This is a genomic window from Streptomyces sp. NPDC001700 (assembly GCF_053596435.1).
Genome location: NZ_JBSFGE010000005.1, coordinates 109,449 through 132,130 on the forward strand (window position 1 = coordinate 109,449; position 22,682 = coordinate 132,130).

The window sequence follows — 22,682 nt, forward strand, 5'->3', positions numbered from 1 at the left end:
ATGCCGATGGATGCCTGGCGGGCCCGCATGTGGCTGGACACCTGGATCTGACTCCCTGGATCTGGCTCCCTGGATCTGGCTCCCTGGATCTCAAGACTGGGCCAGGCCCCCGGAAGAAGGCGTTCCGAAGGGGTCGCGGGAGGTTCACACGATGCCGGTAGAGTGCGTCGGACCGCGGCCCCCACCGCACCGGTGGGGGGACTCGAAGAACACAGTGGGGGTTCTGCATGCGGAGTGGCGCGAGAGCCGCGATCGTCAGTGCGGTGTTCGCCGCCATGGTCGTCAGTGTTGCCGGCTGCGGCAGCGGCCAGGATGACTCGTCGGGTTCCCAGGACGGCGCGAACGCGTCGGGCGACGAGAAGAACACCGTGAAGAAGGTGAAGACCGGCCCGCCCAGCGCGGCCGAAGTCAAGACCACCGCCCGCACGTTCCTGGCGGCATGGTCGGCGGGCGAGACGGCGAAGGCCGCCGCCCTGACGGACGACAGCGACGCGGCCGCCGCGGCGCTGAGCGATTACCGCAAGAAAGCCCATATCGACAAGGTGGAGCTGAATCCGGGCCAGGCCAGCGGCGCCAAGGTGCCGTTCGCGGTCAACGCCCAGATCTCGAACAGCGGTGAGAGCGTCCCCTGGACGTATGAATCCGCGCTGTCCGTGACCCGCGACACCAAGACGGGCAAGCCGGTCGTCGACTGGCAGCCCTCGGTCGTCCACCCCAAGCTGGGCGAGGGCGACACCCTGAAGACCGGCGAGTCCGAGGCTCCGCCGATCAAGGCCGTCGACCGGGACGGTACGGAGCTGAGCGCCACCGACCACCCGACGCTGAAGACGGTGCTGTCCGGGCTGCGCGAGCGGTACGGGAAGAAGGCCGGCGGCAAGGCGGGTGTGGAGACCTTCATCGCCCGCGGCAAGGGCTCCAAGTCCCCCGACGAGACGCTGAAGGTGCTCTCCAAGGGCACTCCGGGCACGCTGAAGACGACGATCGACGCGAAGCTGCAGGCCACCGCCGAACAGCAGGTGAGCAAGCGCAGCAAGGCGTCGGTGGTGGCCGTCAAGCCGAGCACCGGTGAGATCCTCGCGGTGGCCAACTCGCCCGCGAGCGGCTTCAACACGGCGCTCCAGGGCTCGTACGCGCCGGGCTCGACCATGAAGGTCATCACGGCGGCGACGCTGATCGACAAGGGGCTGGCCGGGTACGGCAAGGCACATCCGTGCCCGAAGTACTTCTCTTACGGCGGCTGGAAGTTCCAGAACGACAAGAAGTTCGAGATCAAGAACGGCACGTTCGAGCAGAGCTTCGCCCGTTCCTGCAACACCGCCTTCATCAGCCAGGCGGGGAAGCTCAAGGACGACGATCTGACCAAGGAGGCCCGTGATGTCTTCGGCATCGGCCTCAACTGGCAGACCGGCGTGCCCACCTTCGACGGCGCGGTGCCGGTCCAGTCCGCGGCGTCCAAGGCCGCGTCGCTGATCGGCCAGGGCGGGGTGCGGATGAACCCGCTCAACATGGCGTCGGTCTCGGCCACGGCGTCCACCGGCACGTTCCGGCAGCCGTACCTGGTCGCGCCGTCCGTGGACAACCGGACGCTGGCCAAGGCGAGCAAGACGATGAAGTCGAGCACCAAGGACCAGCTGCGCAAGCTGATGAACCTGACCGCCACCTCCGGCACCGCCGCCCAGGCGATGTCCGGGATGAGCGGTGACTTCGGCGCCAAGACCGGCTCGGCCGAGGTCGACAACCAGGAGAAGCCGAACGGCTGGTTCACCGCGTACAACGGCGACCTTGCGGCCGCCGGTGTGGTCCCCGAGGGCGGCCACGGCGGCGACACGGCGGGCCCGATCGTGTCGGCCCTGCTGCGCGCGGGCGGCTGACGCCCCGGCATATGGCTGAGGAGCCGGGCGGACGCGGTGATTCCGCGCCCGCCCGGCTTTCTTTTCTGCCGTTGGACGGGCCCGTCTGGTCGCGCTCCCGCGCGGCCGGGGGTGCGGTGCGGGGTGCGGGGTGCGGCGCACGACGCCGCGGCGACCGCGAAATGTCCTCGCGTGGGTCCGGCGGCCGCCGATAGCGTCGGCGCCATGGCCTCCCACACCTCTGACACCGCCGCCCATCCCCGCTTCGCCGAAGCCCTGCGCGCCCTCGGCCTGGACGTGGAGATCCGGCGCTTCCCCGATGCCACCCGCACCGCCGTCGAGGCGGCCGAGGCGGTCGGCTGCGAGTTGAGCCAGATCGTGAAGTCCCTCGTCTTCGAGGCGGACGGGGCGCCGGTCGTGGTCCTGGTGGACGGCGCGTCACGAGTCGATGTCGAGCTGGTGCGCCGCGCGCTGGACACGGGCGCGGTACGGCGGGCGAGCGCCGCGCTCGTGCGCGAGACGACCGGCTACGCCATCGGCGGCGTACCGCCCTTCGGGCACCGCACCCGCACCCGGGTCCTGGCCGACCGGCGGCTGCTGGACCACGGAGTCGTCTGGGCGGCGGCGGGCACCCCGCACTCCGTGTTCGCCCTCGACCCCACGTCGCTGATCGCGCACGCCGAGGGGACCCTGGCCGACGTACGCGACACCACCGGATGACCCCGCTCGTCGCCGCCGCGGTCCTCCTCGCGGCGGTCACCCACGCGAGCTGGAACGCCATCGCCCACAACATCCGCGATCAGCTGCTCTCCTTCACCCTGGTGAGCGGCGGCGGGGCGCTGTGCGGGGTGGTGCTGGCCGCCTTCAGCCCGCTGCCCGCGGCGGACGCCTGGCCGTATCTGATCGCCTCAGCGGTGATCCACCTCGTGTACTACGCACTGCTCATGCGCTCGTTCCACCTGGGCGACTTCGGCCAGATGTACCCGGTCGCCCGGGGCACCGCGCCGCTGGTGGTGACCGTGCTCGCCGCGGTCTTCGCCGCCGAGACCCCGGACGCCTGGCAGGCGGCGGGCATCGCGGTGTCCTCGGCGGGCCTGCTGGGCGTGGCGCTGTGGGGCGCGCGGGGCGCCCGTACGGCGGCGGATGGCGCGCTTACGGCGGGGCGCGGCGGCAGGCCCGGGCTCGCGCTGGCCGCCGCCGTGGCCACCGGGCTGTCCATCGCCGCGTACACCGTCGTGGACGGCCTCGGCGTGCGCGCCTCCGGCACCCCGCTCGGCTACATCGCCTGGCTGATGATCCTGGAGGGGTTCGCGATCCCCGCCTACGCCCTCGCCACCCGCCGCCGCGCGCTCGCCGCCCAGCTCCGCCCGGTCGCCGTGCGCGGCCTGCTCGGCGGCGTCCTCTCGGTCTGCGCGTACGGCCTGGTGCTGTGGGCCCAGACGCGCGCCGCGCTCGCCCCCGTCGCCGCCCTGCGCGAGTCGTCCATCATCGTGGGCGCGGCCATCGGCACCCTCTTCTTCAAGGAGCGCTTCGGCGCCCCGCGCATCGCGGCGGCGGGCCTGATGGTGGCGGGCATCGGCCTGATGTGGCACCCGGGTTGAGCCTGCGGGCTCAGTCCGGCCGGGCGGCCGGGGCGGCGGCTTGGGAGGGGAGCGGGGTCGGGGCCGGGCGGTGCGGGCGGGTGGATTTGATGCGGTGCACGGACGCCAGCAGGTCGACCTGGGTCACCCGGGGCCGCCCGGTGCGCAGCACCTCCGCGGCCGCGTCGATCACCGCGCGGCAGATGTCGCGCCCGGTGACGTCGTCGACGGCGGCCAGCTGCTCCGGGGAGACGTCGCCGTCCAGCGGCAGGGCGTCGGGCAGATGGCGGCGCCAGATCTCGACACGGGCCGCCCGGTCCGGGCTCGGGAAGCGCACATGCCAGACGCGGCTGTCGAACGCGGTGTCGTAGCTGGTCACCAGGTTGGTGGCGAGCACGACCAGCCCCTCATGGCCGTCGAGCGCGGTCAGCATCTCGCTGCGCATCGCGTTCACCGCGTGCTCCGAACCGTGGCTGGTGGTCTCGAAGCGGGCGGACATCAGCGCGTCCGCCTCGTCCAGGAAGAGCACCGCGCCCTGTTCGCGGGCGGCGTGGAAGAGCGCGCCGAGGTTCTTCGGCCCCTCCCCGTGGAACTTGCTCTCCAGCTGCGAGGCGCGGGCCGCGATCACCGGGCGGCCCAGCCGGTCCGCGATCGCGTGGGCGGCCAGGGTCTTGCCGGTGCCGGGGGCGCCCTCCAGGTTGACCGCCGAGCTGGGGTGCGGCTGGATGCTGCGCAGCCCCCAGTCGTCGTACAGGACCCGCCGCTGCTCCACGGTGTGCACCGCGCGCAGGAGTTGGTCGAGTGTGCGGGCGGGGAGGACGAGGCGGTCGAAGCTGTGCAGCGGGGCGGTCGCGGTGAAGCGCGCGGCCCGCTCGGCCTCCGACGGTTCGTCCGCCTCGCGCCGCGGCCCCGGCTCATCGGCGCGCGGGGGCGCGGTGGGGGCGCCGGGCGGCTGGTTGGTGATGGTGACGGTGAGCGGCTGGGGTCCGTGATGGCCGCTGAACGCCTTGGCGGCGGCGATCAGACGGGTGCGCAGCAAGCCCGCCTCCACGTCGTCCGCGCCGTGCGGTATGCCGGTGACGGCGAAGGCGGTGGCGGTGGCTCCGTGGTGTTTCACCGGTGTCCTCTCTCCCCGCCCGAGGGCGGGTGGCGGGGGTCAGCCCCAGACGGCGACTTGGTGGTTGGCGTGGGCGTTGCGGACGCGCTCGTCGGCCTGCTTGCCCTCGACGCGGCGGCTTTCGACGAACTGCTCGCGCGAGGTGTCGAATAACCCCTGGACATAGGCGACATTGCCGTCGCGGATGGACTCGGAGACGGTGACGCAGCGCAGATCGGGGTCGGTCTGCAGCCGCTCGCTGCGGGCCCGGAACCAGTCGGCGAGGTATTCGATGGTCACGACGACCACGTAGACCACCGCGACCGCCCCGAGCCCGCCGAGCGCGACGAGGACCATGGCCAGCAGGCTCAGCACGAGGGCACCGCCTTCCCGAAGATGATGAGGTCCTTGTCGCCGAAGGCCGCGGACAGCTCCTCGTCCAGCTGCCGGGTGCGGCAGACCCAGACCGGGGCGGGCGTACCGGTGCCGCGCACCGGGGCGTTGTCCGCGTCGAGGAAGAAGGTCTGGACGAGGTATTCGCGGCCCCGGCGCCGCCGCAGCACGGCCCCGGCCTCCGCCTCCGGCACCCGGGGGCGGTTGCGGACCAGGAACGCGACCACGTCGGCGTAGCCGAGGACGGGGCGCAGCGGGGCGCGCCTGGCGGCGAGCCCGTCCCGGGCCTCGCCGACCTGGTCGCCCCAGTCGATGAGGGTGTCTATCTGCCGCAGCATCAGGTCGACGGTGTCGAGCAGGGGGTTGGCGGCGGGCTTGTCGTCGGGGACGAGGGGTTCTGCCATGGGTGACCTCCCGTGGGGCGGGCCCGGCTGAGGTGCCGGGCCCGGCACCTCCGATGCTCCTCGCCCCGCGTGTCGCCGCGCGTCCCACGGCGCGGCGGGAATTTCGGGGCGCCGCTGTCGTCACCGCGTACGACAGAAACCGACACCGGCCCGCGTACGGGACGTACGGGGCCTACGGCGCTCCGTTGCCCCGGCGCGGCGCATGGGCGCCGAGCGCGGTGAGGCGGCGCAGCAGCTGGTCGGGTTTGGTGTGCCGGGAGCAGACGTACATCGCGAACATCATGCGGATGTCAGCCGGTTTGGAGCTGATGCCGCAGGCGGTCATGGCCCGGTCGATCTGGGTGCGGACGGTGGAGACCTTCACGTCGAGCTGGGCGGCGGTCTCCTCGTACGAATAGCCGTCCGCGTACCACTCCAGCGCCCGCACCTGGCCCTCGCTCAGGCCCGCCGCCCAGTGGGAGAACACCACGGGCTGGTGGGCGGGCGGCTGTTCGGCCGAGGAGGCCATGTAGAGCGTGTCCAGCAGGGTCAGCTGGCCCAGTCCGGTGCGGGCGCACTGCATCCGGAACAGCTCCAGGTCTTCCCGGTAGCGGCTGTCCGCGACGTCCAGCTCCTCCAGGATCCAGGCCACCCGGGTGCCGCGCGCGGTGCGGGCGAGCAGCTCGGCGAGGTACGACGGGATGGTGAGCCCGCATTCGCGGACGGCGGTCTCCAGGGCGGACGCCAGATGCGGTTTCAGCCAGTGCGGATGGTGCCGGGCGTCCCATACGGCGTTCGCGAGGACGGCCGCGCCGACCGTCTTGCCGAAGACCGCCCGCGCCCCGCACACCCAGGGGGCGACGCGCTGGCGCCACTGCTCGGCGGCCGTGCACACCACCACGTCCGACCGGCGCACCAGGTCGGCGAACTGCTCGGCGGTGCCGACGCCCATCAGGTCGGCCACGCACACGTCGTACTCGGCGCCGCTGATGTCCAGCCCCTCCACCGAGTCGACCGCGCTCACCACGGTCAGCCGCGGGTCCGCGTTCAGCGCGGCCACCAGGCCCCGTCTGGTCATCTCGTGGTCCTCGACCACCGCCACCTGTAAGGGCTGCCCGCTGCCGCGCCCGCTCTCGTCCGTCATGCCGACGCCTCCTTCCCCGGCTCCCCCGGCTCTCCCGCCGTGACCGCTTTCCGCGCCCGTTCGCCCTGTGCGCGCCCGCCCTGCGCGCGTCCGCCCCGGGCCCGTCCACCGCGCCCCCGTACGCCGCGTACGCGCCCGTCCCGCGCGCCGGGCGCGCGCTCGGCCGCCGCCGGTGCGGGGGCGATCGGCAGGGTCAGCGTCACCTGGGTGAGGCCGGGCACCGAGAGCACCCGCAGCGCCCCGCCGTACTCCGCCAGCAGCCGCTGATGGACGGCCAGGGAGCGCATCCCGGCGACCCCGGCCGCCAGCGCCTCGGGCGGGAACCCGGCGCCCTCGTCGGTGACCACCAGTTCCACCAGCTCCCCCGCACCGGCGGCCGGGCCGTTCACGATGTCCACGTGCAGCAGCGCCTCGCGCACCCCGGCGCTGCGCTCCACGTTGATCAGCAGCGCGCGCAGCGCGGCCTCCAGCAGCTCCACCTCGTGCGGACGGACCCGGGCCGCCGCGCCGACCACGCGCTCGGTGACGATGGGCTCCACCGTGAGGGTGTCGTTGGCCGCCAGCGCGACCTGCCGGTGGACCATGCCGATCAGCGGCACAGACGCGCTGAACCGGCCGGTGCTGATGAAGGTGCGCAGCCGCTCCAGGGCGACCATCGCGGAGGTGCGCAGCGAGGCGAGCTGATCGGTGTCGGTCACGTCGATCCGCTGGAACGCGCCCAGGGTGTGGCCGATGTGGTTGTGCAGCTCGATGGCGAGCAGCCGCCGCTGCTGCACCTCGTGCAGCTGAAGGCTCATATCGCCCAGGTCGGCGGCGAGTTGCAGCAGATACAGCGCGCCGCGCCGGATCAGATAGGCGAGCGCCGCGTAGCCGGTGAGCCCGATCAGCACATCGGAGTGGGTCAGCGCCTCCGGGACACCCAGGGCGATCACCGCGGCGTACGAGGCGGCGACCGCGCCGGTGCCCGCGACGAGGACGCGCAGCGGCTGGCCGAGCGCCGAGCCGATGCTCGCGCCGGAGATCTGCTCGGTGGTGAGCACCAGCAGCGGGGCCATGTCCTGCGCCCGGTCGGGGCCCATGACCACGACGCAGGCCCACAGGGAGGCGACGGCGGAGCACAGTTCGACACCGGCCGCGAGGCCGTCGTACACGACCGGCCGGGCGTCGCCCCGGTCGTCGGCGGCGCGGTCCTCCTCGTCGCGCGCCGCCACCCGCCGGTGGTTGCGGACGATGTACAGGGTGAACCACAGCGATTCGGCCACCACTGCCACCAGCAGCACCAACCCGCCCGTGCGGTGGGCGAGATGGCCCGCGATACCGGGCACGGTCACCGCGAACTGGATGGCGTGCATCAGCCGGAAGATCAGCAGGATGCGCAGCATCTGCCATTCCATGTCCCGCCGCGCGAGCCGGTGCCGCTGAGCCGGTGGCTCCCCCGTACGCGCGCGTGCGCCCCGTAACCCCCGTGTCCGCTCCACGCGTTGTCCCCCGTGATTCCCCCCGGGAGAGCCGCCCCCTACGACTCTCACCCCCGGAAGGATCCCCAGTCTGGGCAGGGCCGGAACCACGCGACAGGGCCCCTTGGCCCCACGGACCCGGCGTGTGCGTGTGCGAGAGGGCGCGTGAAGGCACGAAGGGGCGCGCGAACAGCGCGCTAAGCCTCCGGGCTACGCCTCCTGGCTACGCCTCCTGGGCCGCCAGCGCCGTCCTTACGGCGCGCACCAGGGCCTGCGCCCGCGGGTCCGCGGTGACGCCGCGCTGCATGCCGTTGGTGACGTACGCGAAGCCGATCCGCGCCCCCGGATCGGCGAAGGCGAGCGAACCGCCCCGCCCCGGGTGGCCGAAGGACCCCGGGCCCAGCAGCGGGCAGGCCGGGCCGTGCAGCATGTAGCCGAGCCCGAAGCGGGTCCCGACCACCAGCACCCGGTCCGGCCCGGCCGACTCCTCCGTACGCGCCAGGGTCAGCGTCGCCGGGGCGAAGAGGCGGCCGCCCGCGCGGGCCGTGCGCGCCGACGGCAGCGGGCCGATCAGCGCCGCGTAGAAGCGGGCCAGCGCGTCGGCGGTGGCGACCCCGCCGGAGGCGGGCAGCCCGGCGGCGAGGTACGCGGGATCGTTCTCGTCGGGCGCCGGGCTGATCGCGCCGAACGCCCGCCGGGTCAGCGACTCCGGGTCGGCGTACGCCTCGGCCACCGACCGCTTGGGCCGCAGCCGCAGCCCCTGCCCGGCAGGCGCCGCCGGGGCCTCCACCCGCTCGATCCGGCCGGTCCGGTGCAACTGGTCCTCGGGCAGCCCGAGCCACAGGTCCAGGGCGAGCGGCCGGGCGATCTCCTCCGCGATCCAGCGGCCGATGGTGCGCCCGGTGACGCGCTTCACCAGCTCGCTCAGCAGCCAGCTGTAGGTCTGGGCGTGATAGCCGTGGGCCGTGCCGGGCTCCCAGTCGGGGTGCTGGGCGGCGACGGCCCGCGGCCCGGATATGCCGTCGATGGCCTCGGCCGGGGTCAGCGGGGTGTCGAGGGCGGGCAGCCCGGCGCGGTGGGCGAGCAGATGCCGCACCAGCACCCGTTCCTTGCCGTTCTCCTTGAACTCGGGCCAGTACGTGCCGACCCGGCCGTCCAGGTCGAGCTGGCCGCGCTGGTGGAGCAGCAGCGGTACGGCGGAGGCGACGCCCTTGGTGACGGAGCGGACGACCTGCGCGGTGTCCTGGGCCCACGGCTCGCCGTCGCCCTCCTGGCCGGGGTCCCGCGTACCGCCCCACAGGTCGACGGCCTTCTCGCCGTCCCGGTAGAGGACCAGGGCCGCGCCGCGCTCACCGCGCTTCGCGAAGTTCGCCGCGAAGGCGTCCCGGACCGGTTCGAATCCGTCGGCCACCGTGCCCTGGACGTCCACCACTGATCCGACTCCCACCCTGCTGATCCGACCGTGCTGTCGTCCTTATGGTGCAACGTGCCCGGCCGGGACGTCAGACCGGGGCCTTCACCGAGCGCGGATCGAAGCCGAAGGGCAGTTCCAGCCGGTGCTCCCGCATCAGCTCCTGGTCGCACAGCAATTCCTGCGTACCCCCATCGGCCGCGATCACTCCCCCGCTGAGCACCACGGACCTCGGGCACAGCTCCAGCGCGTACGGCAGGTCGTGGGTGACCATCAGCACGGTGACGTCCAGGGAGCGCAGGATGTCGGCGAGTTCACGGCGCGAGGCCGGGTCGAGGTTGGAGGACGGCTCGTCCAGGACGAGGATCTCCGGCTCCATCGCCAGCACGGTCGCGACCGCCACCCGCCGCCGCTGCCCGAACGACAGATGGTGCGGCGGCCGGTCCGCGAACTCCGCCATCCCCACCCGGTCCAGCGCCCGGTGCACCCGCTCCGCCAGCTCCGCGCCGCGCATCCCGGCAGCGGCCGGGCCGAACGCCACGTCCTCCCGCACGGTCGGCATGAACAGCTGGTCGTCCGGGTCCTGGAAGACGATGCCCACCCGGCGGCGGATCTCGGCCAGGTTCCGCTTCGCCACGGGCAGCCCGGCGACCGTGACCGATCCGGCGCCCGCCTCCAGGATGCCGTTCAGATGCAGCACCAGCGTGGTCTTGCCCGCCCCGTTGGGGCCGAGCAGCGCCACCCGCTCCCCGCGCGCCACGGTCAGCTCGACGCCAAAGAGCGCCTGATGGCCGTCGGGGTAGGCGTAGGCGAGGCCGGACACCTGGAGCGAGGGCGGGGTGGCGTCGGGGCCGGTCATACGAGCATCCATCCGGTCAGGCAGACCGCGAGAGCGGTCAGCGGTAGTGCTGCGGCGTAACTCCACTGTGCACGGGACGCGGTCACCTCGTCGATCACCGGCATCGTGCCCGTGTAGCCGCGGCTGAGCATCGCCAGATGGACCCGTTCGCCGCGCTCGTAGGACCGGATGAACAGCGCCCCGGCGGACTTCGCGAGCACGCCCCACTGCCGCACCCCGCGCGCCTCGAACCCTCGCGAGCGGCGGGCGATCCGCATCCGGCGCATCTCGTCGGTGATGACGTCCCCGTAGCGGATCATGAACGACGCGATCTGCACCAGCAGCGGTGGCAGCCGCAGCCGCTGCAGCCCCAGCAGCAGCGCGCGCAGCTCGGTCGTGGACGCCAGGATGACGGACGCCGCGACCCCGAGCGTGCCCTTGGCCAGGATGTTCCAGGCGCCCCACAGCCCGGACTGGCTGAGCGACAGCCCGAGCATGTCCACCCGCGCGCCCTCCGCGACGAACGGCATCAGCAGGGCGAACGTCACGAACGGGATCTCGATCAGCAACCGCTTCAGCAGGAACCCGGCCGGGATACGGGCCGTCGCCGCCACCCCGGCCAGCAGCACGGCGTACAGGCCGAACGCCCACAGCGCCTCGCGGGGCGTCGCGACGACGACGAGGACGAAGCAGAAGACGGCGGCGATCTTGCAGTGCGGGGGCAGGGCGTGCACCGGGGAGCGGCCCGCCCGGTAGAGCGTATGCGCGTGTCCCGCGCCCATCTCAGCCCGCCTCGGCGTCGGCCCCGGCCCGGCGGCGCCGTACGACGACGAAGACCCCGGTGCCCACGGCGAGCGTCGCGCCGACCCCGATCACCCCGGCGAGGCCGCCGGAGAGCCGGGCGTTGGAGATGTCCTTGACGCCGTAGTCGGCGAGCGGGGAGTCCTTGACTGCGTGGTCCTCGGTCTTCTTGTCGATGCCCTTGTCGGCGGCGACCTTCTCCAGTCCGTCCGGGCTGGCGGAGGCGTAGAAGCTCACGACGCCCGCGCACAGCAGCGCGGCCCCGAGCCCGACCGCCCACACGCGACGCGCGGAGCGGCGCGGTGCGGCAGGCGCGGGGGCCTCCGCGTCGTTGGCGGCGGGCGCCGCCGTGACCGTACGGGCGGTGGCGGGCGCGGCCCCGGCGGGGGCCGCGGACCCGGCGGGTGCTGCGGACCCGGCGGGTGCTGCGGACCCGGCGGGTGCTGCGGACCCCGGGGTGCTCACCGGAGCACCCGTACGCAGTTCCAGACGGCGCACGGCCACGTCCCGCGCGCCGTGGACGAGATCCGGCCGTACGGCCATCACGGCGCCGACCGTCAGGGCCGTGATGGCCGCCTCGCCGATGCCGATCAGCACATGCACGCCGACCATCGCGGTGAAGACCTTGCCGATCGCGACGTCCGCCGTGCCGCCCAGCGCGTAGAGCCCGGTGAAGGCGATGGCGGCGGCCGGGACCGATATCAGGGCGGCCACGAAGGACGCGACGGTGACCGTGCGGCGCCGGTTCGGGGCGATCTTCAGGATGGCGCGGAAGATCCCGTAGGCCACGACCGTGGTGACCACCGCCATGTCCGTGATGTTGACGCCGAGCGCGGTGAGGCCGCCGTCCGCGAACAGGACAGCCTGCATGAGCAGCACCACGGAGACGCACAGCACGCCCGTGTAGGGGCCGACGAGGATCGCGGCCAGCGCCCCGCCGAGCAGATGGCCGCTGGTGCCGGCGGCGACGGGGAAGTTCAGCATCTGGACGGCGAAGATGAACGCCGCGACCAGACCGGCCAGCGGCGCGGCCTGCTCGTCGAGTTCACGCCGCGCACCGCGCAGGCTGACCGCGACCGCGGCGGCGGCGACGGCACCGGTCGCCACCGACACCGGGGCGTCGATGAATCCATCGGGGACATGCATGCGGGGCTCCGCTCCTGAGCTGCGGGTATCCGGTCGATGGTGACCTACCTGCACATCGTTCGCAAGAGCGCCTGCCACGCGAAAGCCCCGGCGGCGACCCTTCCGCGAGGGAAGAGCCGCCGCCGGGGCGTGCGTTGGCCGAATTGCGGCCGTCTTACGACCGGCTCACACCCGGCTCAGCTCCGGGTCCTTGTCGGAGTCCTTGACGTCCTTGACGTGCGATCCCTGCCCCGGGGTGTCCTTTTCGAGCTGCTCGCGCAGCCCCTCACCCTCGACGTCCACGTTCGACAGCGCCTTGTCGAGCCAGCGCGGCAGCCACCACGCGGACTTGCCGAGCAGCCCCAGCACCGCCGGGACGATGGCCATGCGGACCACGAAGGCGTCGAAGAGGACCGCGGTGGCCAGGCCGAAGCCGATCATCTTCACCATCGCCTCGGACGAGCCGATGAACCCCGCGAAGACGCTGATCATGATGACGGCGGCCGCGGAGACCACCCGGGCGCCGTGCCGGAAGCCGGTGACGACGGCCTGGCCGGGGCGCTCGCCGTGGATGTACGCCTCCCGCATCCGGGTCACCAGGAAGACCTCGTAGTCCATGGCGAGCCCGAACACCACACCGATCATGAAGATCGGCATCATGCTCATGATCGGGCCGGTCTCCTCGACGCCGAACAGCTCCGCCGCCCAGCCCCACTGGAAGACCGCGACCACCGCGCCGAGCGCCGCGACGACGGACAGCAGGAAGCCGAGCGCCGCCTTGAGCGGGACGAGGATGGACCGGAAGACGATCATCAGCAGCAGGAAGGCCAGCCCGACGACGAGTGCCAGGTACGGCACCAGCGCGTCGTTCAGCTTCTGCGAGATGTCGATGTTCATCGCCGTCTGTCCGGTCACCAGCACCTCGGCGCCGGTGTCCGACGTGAAGGAGCCCGCCTCGTCCCGGATGTCGGCGACGACCTTCTCGGTGTCGACGCTGCTCGGCTTGTACTTCGGCACGACGGTGAGCATCGCGGTGTCGCCGGCCTTGTTGAACGTCGCCGGGGTGACGGCCGCGACGCCGTCGATACCGGCGATCGTCTTGGTCACCTTGTTCACGGCGGCCTTGGGGTCGTCGCTGCCCTTGGTGTCGGCGACCACCATCAGCGGGCCGTTGAAGCCCGGGCCGAAGCCGTCGGAGATCATGTCGTACGCCTGCCGCTTCTGGCTGCTGACCGGCTGCGAACCGTCGTCCGGCAGCCCCAGCTCCAGGCTGAGCGCGGGCACCGCGGCGGCGCCGAGGCCGAGCACGCCGAGCAGCAGGACCGCCACCGGGCGGCGCAGCACGAACCGGGCCCAGCGGGTGCCCATGTTGGGCTTCTCCTCCGCCTGCTCGCCCTCCGCGGCGGCGGCCGACGCGGCGGCCATCCGCTCGCGCGCCTTGCGCCCGTACACCCGCTTGCCCGCGAAGCCCAGCAGCGCGGGGATGAGGCTGATCGCGATGAGGACGGCGATGACCACCGTGCCCGCCGCCGCGAAGCCCATCTTGGACAGCATCGGGATGTTGACGACCGCGAGGCCGACCAGCGCGATGACGACGGTGAGCCCGGCGAACACCACCGCGGAGCCCGCGGTGCCCACGGCCCGCCCGGCGGCCTCCTCGCGCTCCCGGCCCTCGGCCAGTTCGGCGCGGTAGCGGGAGACGATGAAGAGCGCGTAGTCGATGCCGACCGCGAGGCCGATCATCATCGCCAGCGTCGACGTGGTCGTGGACAGCCCGAGGGGGGTGGCGAGCGCGGTGATCCCGGAGATGCCGATGCCGACGCCGATGAGCGCGGTCAGCAGCGGCATTCCGGCGGCCACCAGCGAGCCGAAGGTGATGGCGAGCACGATCGCGGAGATCACGATGCCGATGACCTCGGTGGAGCCCGTCTCGGGTATCTCCTGGAGCGCGTCACCGCCGATCGCCACCGTGAGATCCGACTTCTGCGCCTTCTCCCCGGCCTCCGTCAGGCCGTCCTTGGCGGTCTCCTCCAGCTCCATGGCGTTGACCTTGTAGCTGGTCAGGATGTACGCGGTGGAGCCGTCCTTGGAGACGGCGCGGGCCTGGTACGGGTCGGCGACCGAGGCGACCTGCGGAGAGCTGGCCTTGAGGTCGGCGACGGTCTTCGTGACCACGGCCTTGTTGTCCGGGTCGGTCATCTTCTCGCCCTGGGGCGCGCGGAAGACCACCCGGGCGGTGGCGCCGTCGGCGTTACCACCGGGGAAACGCTTCTCCAGGAGGTCGAAGGCCTTCTGGGCCTCGGTCCCCGGGATGGAGAAGCTGTCGTTGGCGGGCGGCGAGGCGGTCGCGGCGCCGACTCCGGCGACGGCCAGGAGCGCCACCCATATGAGGGCGACGAACCGGCGTCGCCGGAAGGCGAATCGACCGAGTTTGTAGAGGAACGTGGCCACGAGGAGAGGTGCTCCCGTCGAGTCGGTGTCACTGCTGGGTCACTGCTGGCAGGTGTGGGCGACCGGACCGGCGACGAGAGCGGCGCGCCGGCCGGGTACGTATGGGGTGGTGCGGGGTGGGGAGACTCAGAGGCCGAGGGCGGGGAGGACCACGGCGTCGACGTATTCGCTGAGGTAGGCGACATCCGGCTCTTCGCCGTCGATCAGCGACCGGGCGACGAGGGCGCCGCACATCATGTGCACGACGTAACCCAGGGCGGGTCTGTCCGGAGCCACTTCCCCCCGGTCGACGGCCCGCCGCAGCAGTACGTCGAGCGCGGACATCTCGGGATAGATCAGCAGCTCCCGGAGGGCCTGGTGAAGGTCCGGATGGGTGTGGACGGCCTGGGCCAGCCCCCTCATCAGGGCCGCGTCGCGCGCCGGGGCGCCGTCGGCACACCGCACGATCTCGTGCAGGTCGCCGCGCAGCGATCCGGTGTCGATATCCAGGAGCGAAACGGGCTTGGTGTGCCGCAGCGCGGAGGCCACCAGCTGCGGTTTGCTCTTCCACTGGCGGTAGAGCGTGGCCTTGCTGGAGTGCGTGCGCGCGGCGACGGCGTCCATGGTCAGCGCGTCGTAACCGACCTCCCCGAGAAGCTCGACCACGGCCTCGTACAGCTCACCCTCCCGCTCGGGGGACAGCCTGCTGCGGCGCAGCGTCATGACATCCCCCTTCCCGAACGAAACGGTTTCGTACTCGTTCAAGCATACGACCGCATCCGCCGCCCTTTTAGCGAAACCAAGCCGTTTCGCTCGTGGTATGCGTCACAGATTGGAGTTGCTTTGCCGGACCAGGGCCGAAACCATGGATGAGGTGAGGGAAACCAGCGATACCGACCGCGCCTATCTGCGATTTCCGCATCTGCACGGCGACTTGCTGTGCTTCGTCGCCGAGGACGATCTCTGGGTCGCCCCGCTGACCGCACGGGGCGAACCCCCCGGGCGGGCCTGGCGGCTGACCGTCGACCGCACCCGGGTGGGCCACCCCCGCTTCTCCCCCGACGGCTCCCAGATCGCCTACACGAACTGGCGCAGCCTCGACCCGGAGATCCATCTCGCCCCCGTGGACGGCGGCCCCGCCCGGAGACTGACCTACTGGGGCAGCGAGGACGCCCGGGTCTGCGGCTGGACGCCGCCCGACCGGGACGGCGCCACCCACATCCTCGCCGTGTCCTCGCACGGCCAGCCGTTCTCGCACTTCTCCTGGGCCTACAGCCTGCCCACCGACGGCAGCCCCGGCAGCCGACTGCCCTGGGGGCCGGTGGCCGACATCGCCGTAGCCGACCTCGCCGCCACCGCCAGCACTTCCGACGCCACGGGCACCTCCTCCGGGCAGGGCGGCGACCGGCGCACCCTGCTGCTCACCGGCAAGCCGCCGCACGAGCCCGCCAGCTGGAAGCGCTACCGGGGCGGCGCGACCGGCCGGCTGTGGCTCGGCGGCGTCCGGCTGCTGCCCGAACTCGACGGCCACCTGGACTCGGTCATGGTGGTCGGCGGCCGCGTCGCCTTCCTCTCCGACCACGAGGGCGTCGGCAATCTCTACTCCTGTCTGCCCGACGGCACCGGTCTGCGCCGCCACACCGACCACGACGACTTCTACGCCCGCCACGCCTCGACCGACGGCAGCCGCGTCGTCTACCAGTGCGCGGGCGAACTGTGGCTGGTGGACGACCTCGGCCCGGACACCGAACCCCGCCGGCTGCGGGTGCGGCTCGGCGGCGCGCGGACCGGTCGGCGGCCCTACCAGGTGCCCGCCGCCTCCCATGTCGACTCGCTGTCCGTGGACACCACCGGCCGGGCCAGCGCGGTGTGCGTACGCGGCAGCCTGTACTGGCTCACCCATCGCGACGGCCCCGCCCGCACCCTCGCCGACACCCCCGGCGTCCGGGTGCGGACGCCCGAGATCCTGGGCTCCAGCGGCCGGGTCGCCTATGTGACGGACGCGGAGGGCGAGGACGCGATCGAGATCGCCTATCTGCCACGGGCGAGCGAGACCGGCGAGCCGCGGCGGCTGGCCGCGGGCGGCCTGGGCCGAGTGCACGAGATGGAACCCTCGCCCGACGGCGACCAGCTCGCCGTCGCCGCCAACGACGGCCGGCTGCTGCTCGTGGACACCTCCGCGGACGGGAACGGCGAGGTCACCGAGCTGGTCCGGTCGCTCAACGGCCCGGTCGCCGACCTCGCCTTCTCACCCGACTCGGCCTGGCTCGCCTGGTCCCACCCGGGCATCGGCCGCACCCTGCGCTCCATCAAGATCGCGCGGCTGGCTGACCGGACCATAGTGGACGTGACCAGCGGGCGGTTCGAGGACGAGGAACCGGTCTTCACCAGCGACGGCCGCTATCTCGCCTTCCTTTCCTGGCGCGGCTTCGACCCCGTCTACGACGTGCACACCGGTGACCTCTCCTTCCCGCTCGGCTGCCGCCCGTATCTCGTACCGCTGTCCTCCGCCACGCCGTCGCCCTTCGCGCTCTCCCCCGAGGGCCGCCCGGCGGCGGGCGGACTCGACCCGGACGACGACGCCGGGGGCGGGGAGGGCGACGGCACGGTGACCGTCGAGGTGGAGGGGCTGTCCAGCCGGGTCACCGTCTTCCCGGTGGCCGCCTCCAAGTACTCCTCTCTGTGGCCGGTCAGCGGCGGCGGTCTGGTGTGGCTGCGCTGGCCGATCTCGGGTGCGCTCGGCGAGACGTTCGCCAACCCCGCCGACACCTCCGACCGCCCCACCCTCGAACACTTCGACCTGGCCAAGGCCAAGCGCACCGAACTCACCAGTGAGCTGGACTGGTTCCGGGTCAGCGGCGACGGCTCCCGGCTCGTGGTCGTCGACGACGACGATCTGCGGGCGGTGCCCGCCACCGAGTCGGGCGACAGCGACTCCACGGTCCAGATCGACATGCGGCGCATCCAGCACACCGTGGACCCGGCGGCCGAGTGGCGGCAGGCGTACGCGGAGGCGGGCCGCATCACCCGCGCCTATTTCTGGGAGCCGGGCATGTGCGGCGTCGACTGGGACGGGGTGCTCGACCAGTACCGGCCGCTGGTCGAACGGGTCGCCTCCCCCGACGAGTTCGCCGATCTGCTGCGCGAGGTCCTGGGCGAACTGGGCACCTCGCACGCGTATGTGAGCGCCGCGCGCCGCAACGAGGGCCCGGCCCACTACCAGCGCCCCATCGGACTGCTCGGCGCCGACCTCACGCGCGCCGAGGACGGGGCGTGGCAGGTGTCCCGCATCCTGCCCGGCGAGTCCTCCGATTCCCGGGCGCGCTCGCCGCTGGCGGGCTCCGGCATCCGCGAAGGCGCCCGGCTCACCCATGTCGACGGCCGCCCGGTGGACCCGGTGGCCGGTCCCTATCCGCTGCTGACCGCGGCGGGCGGCACCACGGTCGAGCTGACCTTCGCCTCCCCTGACGGCGAAGGCCCGCCGCGCCGGGCCGCGGTCGTCCCGCTGATCGACGAACGGCCGCTGCGCTACCAGGACTGGGTGGCCAGGCGGCGGGCGGTGGTACGGGAGTTGAGCGACGGGCGGTGCGGCTACCTGCACATCCCGGACATGGGCGGCTCCGGCTGGGCGCAGTTCAACCGGGATCTGCGCCGGGAGGTGTCGTTCCCCGCGCTGATCGTGGACGTCCGGGGGAACGCGGGCGGCAACATCAGCGAGCTGGTGGTCGAGAAGCTGACCCGCACCGTGATGGGCTGGGACCTCACGCGCAACGCCCAGCCGGTGTCGTACACCAGCAACGCGCCGCGCGGGCCGATCGTCGCGGTCGCGGACGAGGCGACCTCCTCCGACGGCGACATGATCACCGCGGCCTTCAAGATCCAGGGCATCGGCCCGGTGGTGGGACTGCGGACCTGGGGCGGCGTGGTCGGCATGACCGGCCGCCATCCGCTCGGCGACGGTACGGCGATCACGGTGCCGATGAACGCCGCCTGGTTCGACGCCTTCGGCTGGGGGGTCGAGAACCATGGTGTGGAGCCGGACATCCCGGCGCCCCGATCCCCGCTGGACTGGGCGGAGGGCCGCTACCCGCAGCTGGGGGTCGCCGTGCGGACGGCGCTGGAACTGCTGGAGCGGCATCCGGCCGCGGCCCCGCCGGGCTACGGGCAGGTCCCGGACCGGCGACGCCCGAAACTCCCCCCGCGGGGCGAGAATTGAGCGGATGAGCTGAGCGCCTGAGCTGAGCCATGAGATAAGTGCGGCCCGCCTGCGTGCCGGGGGCGCATCCCCTGACGGATGCGCCCCCTCGCGCACACTCTCCGCGAGCCCTTCGGCGAGAGACCCGCCGACGGGCCCGCCAAGGAACCTGCCGACGAGACGACTTACATCTCCTCGAACGGCTCCTGGTCCCGCCTCTCGTCGCTCATGCCCTGCTGACGGCGCTCCCGGCCCATGCGCTCGGCCTGCTCCCGGCTTTCGGGCCGGTCCTGGTCGCGGCGCTGCTCCTGGCCCCGCTGGCCTCGCTCGCCTCGCTGGGCCTCCTGCGCCTGCTGGCCTCGCTGACCCTGCTGACCGCGCTGGGTCTGCTGGCCCTGCTGGCCCTGCGCCTTGCGCTTGGCCTGCTGGGCCTTCTCGCTGAACTCGTCCTTCCCCATCTGCGTCACTCCTCATCGGGTGAAAGGGATCGGGCCCGACCAGAGTTACACGCAGGGACATACTCCGCATTTCGATCGACCACATCTATCGAATTCCCAGGTCAGCATGGTTGACAGAGGGTTACCGGTAACGCTGCGTACGGGCGGTGCGCGCCCGCTCGTCCGCCGCGCCGCCCTCGCCCACGAGATGGCCGCGCTGCTCGCGGGTGGCCGCCAGCCGGGGTTCGGCCCGGCGCATCTCACGCCGCCCCACCGCCCCGATCAGCGCGGGCAGATAGCCGCGTATGGGCTGCATCCCGCGCAGCCACCACTGCGCGTACACATGGGCCGAGCGGCGTTCGATCCCCGCGACGAGCCGCTCCACGGCCGGGCCCAGCGGATACGTACGCCCCGCGGGCCACGGCATCCGCGACCGCAACTCGCGCATCACCTCGTCCCGGTCGGCGCCGCGCACCATGTCGGTGTCGGTCCAGCTGAGATAGCCGACGCCGACCGTGACGCCCCGGTGGCCCACCTCGGCGCGCAGACAGTGCGCGAAGGCCTCGACCCCCGCCTTGGACGCGCAGTACGCGGTCATCATCGGCGCGGGCGCGAGCGCGGCGAGCGAGGCGATCTGCAGCAGATGGCCACGGCTGGCGATCAGCGCGGGCAGGAACGCGCGGGCCGTGGTGACGCTGCCCAGCAGATTGACCTCCACGACCCGCCGCCAGGCCGTCTCATCGGTGTCGAGGAACGGACCGCCGGTGGCCACCCCGGCGTTGGCGCAGACGATGTCGACCGCGCCGAACCGCGCCACCACTTCCTCCGCGACCCGGGTCATCGCGTCCGAGTCGGTCACATCGGCGTACCAGTGATCGGAGTCGGTGGGCAGCCGCCCCGACACCCGCTTCAGCTCCTCCGGTTCCAGACCCACCAGCGCCACCCTGGCGCCGCGCGCGGACAGGGTGCGGGCCAGCAGCTCGCCGACTCCCCGCGCCGCGCCGGTCACCACCGCGACCCGGCCCTCCAGACTCCTGCGCGCGCTCATGTCGTCCGCTCCTCGACCGGGTGGGGGGCGTGGCCGGTGGCGGTGTCCCGTGCAGCCGCCCCGTATTCCGCGGCGAGGCGGCGGATCACCCGGCTCACCGCCCCGGAGTCCTCCACGGGGGTCATATGGCCGAGGCCCGGCAGCTCGGTGAGGCCGGTGCACTGTGGCAGCGCGGCCGCGATGGCGTGGGCGTGCTCGGGCGGGGTCAGCCGGTCGGCGGTGCCGACGATGACGGCGGCGGGCATGGTCAGCAGGCCGACGCGGGCGTCCAGGTCGAGGTCGCTCATGACATGCGCCCACCCTGCCCGCACGACGCGGGGGCAAGCGTGCACGATCCGCGCGCACGCCTCCACCATGGCGGGCGCGGCGCCGGGGCCCATCGTCCCGTACCGCAGCAGGCGCTTGGCGACGGGCGTGACCGGCCCCATGGGGACGCGCGCGCCGAGGATCGCGCGATGGATCCGCGCCCGTGCCCGCTCGGAGCGCAGCGGCACCACGCGCGCCCGCTCGACCAGCCGGGAGGCGCCGGTGCTGCACAGCACCACGGCGGCGGCACGCTCGCGCAGCGCCGGGCGCCCGGCGGCGGCCATCACCGTCATCCCGCCCATGGAGTGGCCCACGACCACGGCCCGGCGGCCCGGCTCCAGGGTCTGCTCCAGGACCGCTTCCAGGTCGTCGGCGAGCGTGTCCGTCCGGTAGCCGCCGGGTCCGGGGGCGGTGCTGCGGCCATGGCCGCGCTGGTCGTACACGATCACCCGGTGGTCGGCGGCCAGTTCGCGCAGGACCGGTGCCCAGAAGGCGGTCGAGCAGGTCCAGCCGTGCACCAGGACGACGGCGGGAGCGGCGGGGTCGGCGGGCCCGTACAGCTCCACGTGCAGCCGGGCGCCGTCCGCCGAGGTGACGGCCAGCTCGTGCGCGCCGCCGGGCGGGGCGTACGGCCCTGAGGCGGCATAAGGAGTGCGCCTCACCGCGATCCCCTCCCCGCGGCCGCCTCGGCGCCCTGACCGGCTCCGGGCCGCTGCCGCAGCACGTCGTACTCCGCGAGCCGCACGTGCCGGGTGGCCCTGGTGAATTCGCCGGTGGAGCCCGGCCACAGGGTCGTATTGCGGCCGTTGTCGTCCAGATACCAGCTGTCGCAGCCGCCCGAATTCCACACCGTGCGCTTCATCCTCTCCTGGATCATGTCGTTGTAGACGCGGACCGCCGATGGCCGGGCGTCCAGCGCGACCTTGCCGCCGAGGCCGTCCAACTGCCGCAGATAGTCGGTCAGATAGCTGAGCTGGGCCTCGATCATGAGGATCATCGAGCTGTTGCCGAGCCCCGTATTGGGCCCGATGATCGTCAGGAAGTTGGGGAAGCCCGCCGCGCTGGCGCCGCGCAGCGCCTCCATGCCGCCCTTCCACTCCTCCGCGAGGGTGGTGCCCCTCGCCCCGGTCACACGCTCGGCGATGGGGATGTCGGTGACATGGAATCCCGTCCCGAAGATGATCGCGTCCGCCTCGGTCTCGGTGCCGTCCGAGCCGACCAGCGTGGTGCCGCGGATCTCCTTGAGCCCGCCGACCACCTCCACATGCGGCTTGGCGAGCGCCGGGTAGTAATCGTTCGACAGCAGGATGCGCTTGCAGCCGATGCGGTAGCGCGGGGTCAGCCTGGCCCGCAGCACCGGGTCCTTGACGGCCCGCCGCATATGCGCCCCGGCCAGCCGCTCCACGAATCCCAGCTCGGACGGCCGCTTGGTGAACGCCCCGACCTGCAACTCCCGGATCCCCCACAGCAGCCCGCGCCGCAGCGCCCCGGACACCGGCAGCCTGCTGTGCAGCCAGCGCTCGGCGCCGGTGATCCGGCGGTCCATGCGCGGCAGCACCCAGGGCGGGGTGCGCTGGAAGAGGGTGAGCCTGCGCACCTCCTTCTGGATCTCGGGCACGATCTGGATGGCCGAGGCGCCGGTGCCGACCATCGCGACCCGCTTGCCGCGCAGGTCATAGCCGTGGTCCCAGCGCGCGGAGTGGAAGACCTTGCCGGGGAAACCGTCGAGCCCCGGGATATCCGGGATCTTCGGATCGGAGAGCGGGCCGGTCGCGCTCACCACGACATCGGCGGTCAGCGGCCCGCGCGCGGTCTCGATCTCCCAGTGCAGCGCCGCGCCGTCCCAGCGCAGGGCGAGCACCTCGGCGTCGAAGCGCAGATGCGGCCGCAGCCCGAAGGTGTCGGCGACCCGCTCCAGATAGGCGTGGATGTGCCGCCGCCCGGAGAAGGTGCGCGGCCAGTCGGGATTGGGGGCGAAGGAGAAGGAGTAGAGATGGGACGGGACATCGCAGGCACAGCCCGGATAGCTGTTGTCCCGCCAGGTCCCACCGACCGCACCGGCCCGCTCCAGGACCACGAAGTCGGTGATGCCCGCGCGGCGCAGCCTCACCGCCGCGCCCAGGCCCCCGAATCCGGACCCGATCACCGCCACCCGCACGTGCTCACGCGTCAGCCCAGCCGCCATGCC

19 protein-coding genes are annotated in these 22,682 nt (G+C 72.8%); 4 read left to right on the plus strand and 15 right to left on the minus strand.

Translation table 11 applies throughout. From position 1 onward, the window contains the following. Positions 1–227: 227 nt before the first annotated feature. From ACWC5C_RS11605 to ACWC5C_RS11615, 3 genes are all read left to right on the plus strand, one after another. Entirely contained in the window at positions 228–1,871 is a 1,644-nt protein-coding gene (locus tag ACWC5C_RS11605; RefSeq protein WP_450875251.1) for a penicillin-binding transpeptidase domain-containing protein, read from the plus strand. A 204-nt stretch (positions 1,872–2,075) separates the two neighbouring features. Then, positions 2,076–2,570: a YbaK/EbsC family protein gene (locus ACWC5C_RS11610; protein WP_450875252.1), complete on the plus strand. Its 495-nt coding sequence runs from the start codon at positions 2,076–2,078 to the stop codon at positions 2,568–2,570. Further along, positions 2,567–3,451, plus strand: coding sequence for an EamA family transporter (locus ACWC5C_RS11615; protein ID WP_450875253.1), 885 nt, complete (start codon positions 2,567–2,569; stop codon positions 3,449–3,451). Before ACWC5C_RS11610 ends, ACWC5C_RS11615 begins: the two co-directional genes overlap by 4 nt. A gap of 10 nt (positions 3,452–3,461) precedes the next feature. Here ACWC5C_RS11615 and ACWC5C_RS11620 read toward each other — a convergent pair whose 3' ends face one another. The 11 genes from ACWC5C_RS11620 to ACWC5C_RS11670 all read right to left on the minus strand — a co-directional run bounded on the left by ACWC5C_RS11620 (position 3,462) and on the right by ACWC5C_RS11670 (position 15,225). After that, positions 3,462–4,547 carry an ATP-binding protein gene (locus ACWC5C_RS11620; protein WP_450875254.1) on the minus strand — a complete coding sequence of 362 codons (1,086 nt, stop codon included), beginning with the start codon at positions 4,545–4,547 and terminating at the stop codon, positions 3,462–3,464. Positions 4,548–4,586: 39 nt separating this feature from the next. Next, the gene (locus ACWC5C_RS11625) at positions 4,587–4,901 is read right to left on the minus strand and encodes a hypothetical protein (protein WP_450875255.1); all 315 of its coding nucleotides are present in this window, start codon (positions 4,899–4,901) and stop codon (positions 4,587–4,589) included. Then, entirely contained in the window at positions 4,895–5,323 is a 429-nt protein-coding gene (locus tag ACWC5C_RS11630; RefSeq protein ID WP_450875256.1) for a hypothetical protein, read from the minus strand. The genes ACWC5C_RS11625 and ACWC5C_RS11630 overlap by 7 nt, the downstream gene beginning before the upstream one ends. A 172-nt stretch (positions 5,324–5,495) precedes the next feature. Beyond that, complete coding sequence (locus ACWC5C_RS11635; RefSeq protein WP_450875257.1) at positions 5,496–6,446, minus strand: sigma factor-like helix-turn-helix DNA-binding protein; 951 nt, start codon at positions 6,444–6,446, stop codon at positions 5,496–5,498. Further along, entirely contained in the window at positions 6,443–7,828 is a 1,386-nt protein-coding gene (locus ACWC5C_RS11640) for a hypothetical protein (protein ID WP_450875258.1), read from the minus strand. The genes ACWC5C_RS11635 and ACWC5C_RS11640 overlap by 4 nt, the downstream gene beginning before the upstream one ends. Positions 7,829–8,126: 298 nt before the next feature. Then, positions 8,127–9,350, minus strand: coding sequence for a serine hydrolase domain-containing protein (locus tag ACWC5C_RS11645; protein WP_450875259.1), 1,224 nt, complete (start codon positions 9,348–9,350; stop codon positions 8,127–8,129). 55 nt (positions 9,351–9,405) lie between these two features. After that, on the minus strand, positions 9,406–10,173 hold the full coding sequence (locus ACWC5C_RS11650; RefSeq protein WP_450875260.1) for an energy-coupling factor ABC transporter ATP-binding protein: 768 nt from the start codon (positions 10,171–10,173) through the stop codon (positions 9,406–9,408). Beyond that, positions 10,170–10,934 (minus strand): cobalt ECF transporter T component CbiQ, encoded by a 765-nt coding sequence (gene cbiQ / locus ACWC5C_RS11655; protein ID WP_450875261.1) that lies wholly within the window; start codon positions 10,932–10,934, stop codon positions 10,170–10,172. The genes ACWC5C_RS11650 and cbiQ overlap by 4 nt, the downstream gene beginning before the upstream one ends. Position 10,935: 1 nt before the next feature. Next, positions 10,936–12,099: an energy-coupling factor ABC transporter permease gene (locus tag ACWC5C_RS11660; protein WP_450875262.1), complete on the minus strand. Its 1,164-nt coding sequence runs from the start codon at positions 12,097–12,099 to the stop codon at positions 10,936–10,938. 165 nt (positions 12,100–12,264) lie between these two features. Further along, the gene (locus ACWC5C_RS11665; RefSeq protein ID WP_450875263.1) at positions 12,265–14,529 is read right to left on the minus strand and encodes an MMPL family transporter; all 2,265 of its coding nucleotides are present in this window, start codon (positions 14,527–14,529) and stop codon (positions 12,265–12,267) included. A gap of 126 nt (positions 14,530–14,655) precedes the next feature. After that, a complete protein-coding gene (locus tag ACWC5C_RS11670; protein ID WP_450875550.1) occupies positions 14,656–15,225 on the minus strand; it encodes a TetR/AcrR family transcriptional regulator in 570 nt (189 codons plus the stop codon). Positions 15,226–15,373: 148 nt separating this feature from the next. On the opposite strand from ACWC5C_RS11670, the gene ACWC5C_RS11675 reads away from it, so the two are divergent. Further along, positions 15,374–18,724 (plus strand): S41 family peptidase, encoded by a 3,351-nt coding sequence (locus tag ACWC5C_RS11675; protein ID WP_450875264.1) that lies wholly within the window; start codon positions 15,374–15,376, stop codon positions 18,722–18,724. A 164-nt stretch (positions 18,725–18,888) separates the two neighbouring features. Here the strand turns inward: ACWC5C_RS11675 and ACWC5C_RS11680 are convergent, their stop codons facing one another. The 4 genes from ACWC5C_RS11680 to ACWC5C_RS11695 all read right to left on the minus strand — a co-directional run bounded on the left by ACWC5C_RS11680 (position 18,889) and on the right by ACWC5C_RS11695 (position 22,679). Then, a complete protein-coding gene (locus ACWC5C_RS11680) occupies positions 18,889–19,161 on the minus strand; it encodes a hypothetical protein (RefSeq protein WP_450875265.1) in 273 nt (90 codons plus the stop codon). A 121-nt stretch (positions 19,162–19,282) separates the two neighbouring features. After that, entirely contained in the window at positions 19,283–20,188 is a 906-nt protein-coding gene (locus ACWC5C_RS11685) for an SDR family oxidoreductase (RefSeq protein WP_450875266.1), read from the minus strand. Beyond that, on the minus strand, positions 20,185–21,156 hold the full coding sequence (locus tag ACWC5C_RS11690) for an alpha/beta fold hydrolase (RefSeq protein WP_450875267.1): 972 nt from the start codon (positions 21,154–21,156) through the stop codon (positions 20,185–20,187). The genes ACWC5C_RS11685 and ACWC5C_RS11690 overlap by 4 nt, the downstream gene beginning before the upstream one ends. Further along, the gene (locus tag ACWC5C_RS11695; RefSeq protein WP_450875268.1) at positions 21,153–22,679 is read right to left on the minus strand and encodes a flavin-containing monooxygenase; all 1,527 of its coding nucleotides are present in this window, start codon (positions 22,677–22,679) and stop codon (positions 21,153–21,155) included. The genes ACWC5C_RS11690 and ACWC5C_RS11695 overlap by 4 nt, the downstream gene beginning before the upstream one ends. Positions 22,680–22,682 lie beyond the last annotated feature (3 nt).

Coding starts and splice junctions, on each gene's coding strand:
- ACWC5C_RS11605 (WP_450875251.1), top strand. CDS start 228: ATGCGGAGTGGCGCGAGAGCCGCGATCGTCAGTGCGGTGTTCGCCGCC.
- ACWC5C_RS11610 (WP_450875252.1), top strand. CDS start 2,076: ATGGCCTCCCACACCTCTGACACCGCCGCCCATCCCCGCTTCGCCGAA.
- ACWC5C_RS11615 (WP_450875253.1), top strand. CDS start 2,567: ATGACCCCGCTCGTCGCCGCCGCGGTCCTCCTCGCGGCGGTCACCCAC.
- ACWC5C_RS11630 (WP_450875256.1), bottom strand. CDS start 5,323: ATGGCAGAACCCCTCGTCCCCGACGACAAGCCCGCCGCCAACCCCCTG.
- ACWC5C_RS11635 (WP_450875257.1), bottom strand. CDS start 6,446: ATGACGGACGAGAGCGGGCGCGGCAGCGGGCAGCCCTTACAGGTGGCG.
- ACWC5C_RS11640 (WP_450875258.1), bottom strand. CDS start 7,828: ATGCTGCGCATCCTGCTGATCTTCCGGCTGATGCACGCCATCCAGTTC.
- ACWC5C_RS11650 (WP_450875260.1), bottom strand. CDS start 10,173: ATGACCGGCCCCGACGCCACCCCGCCCTCGCTCCAGGTGTCCGGCCTC.
- cbiQ (WP_450875261.1), bottom strand. CDS start 10,934: ATGGGCGCGGGACACGCGCATACGCTCTACCGGGCGGGCCGCTCCCCG.
- ACWC5C_RS11660 (WP_450875262.1), bottom strand. CDS start 12,099: ATGCATGTCCCCGATGGATTCATCGACGCCCCGGTGTCGGTGGCGACC.
- ACWC5C_RS11675 (WP_450875264.1), top strand. CDS start 15,374: ATGGATGAGGTGAGGGAAACCAGCGATACCGACCGCGCCTATCTGCGA.
- ACWC5C_RS11680 (WP_450875265.1), bottom strand. CDS start 19,161: ATGGGGAAGGACGAGTTCAGCGAGAAGGCCCAGCAGGCCAAGCGCAAG.
- ACWC5C_RS11685 (WP_450875266.1), bottom strand. CDS start 20,188: ATGAGCGCGCGCAGGAGTCTGGAGGGCCGGGTCGCGGTGGTGACCGGC.
- ACWC5C_RS11695 (WP_450875268.1), bottom strand. CDS start 22,679: ATGGCGGCTGGGCTGACGCGTGAGCACGTGCGGGTGGCGGTGATCGGG.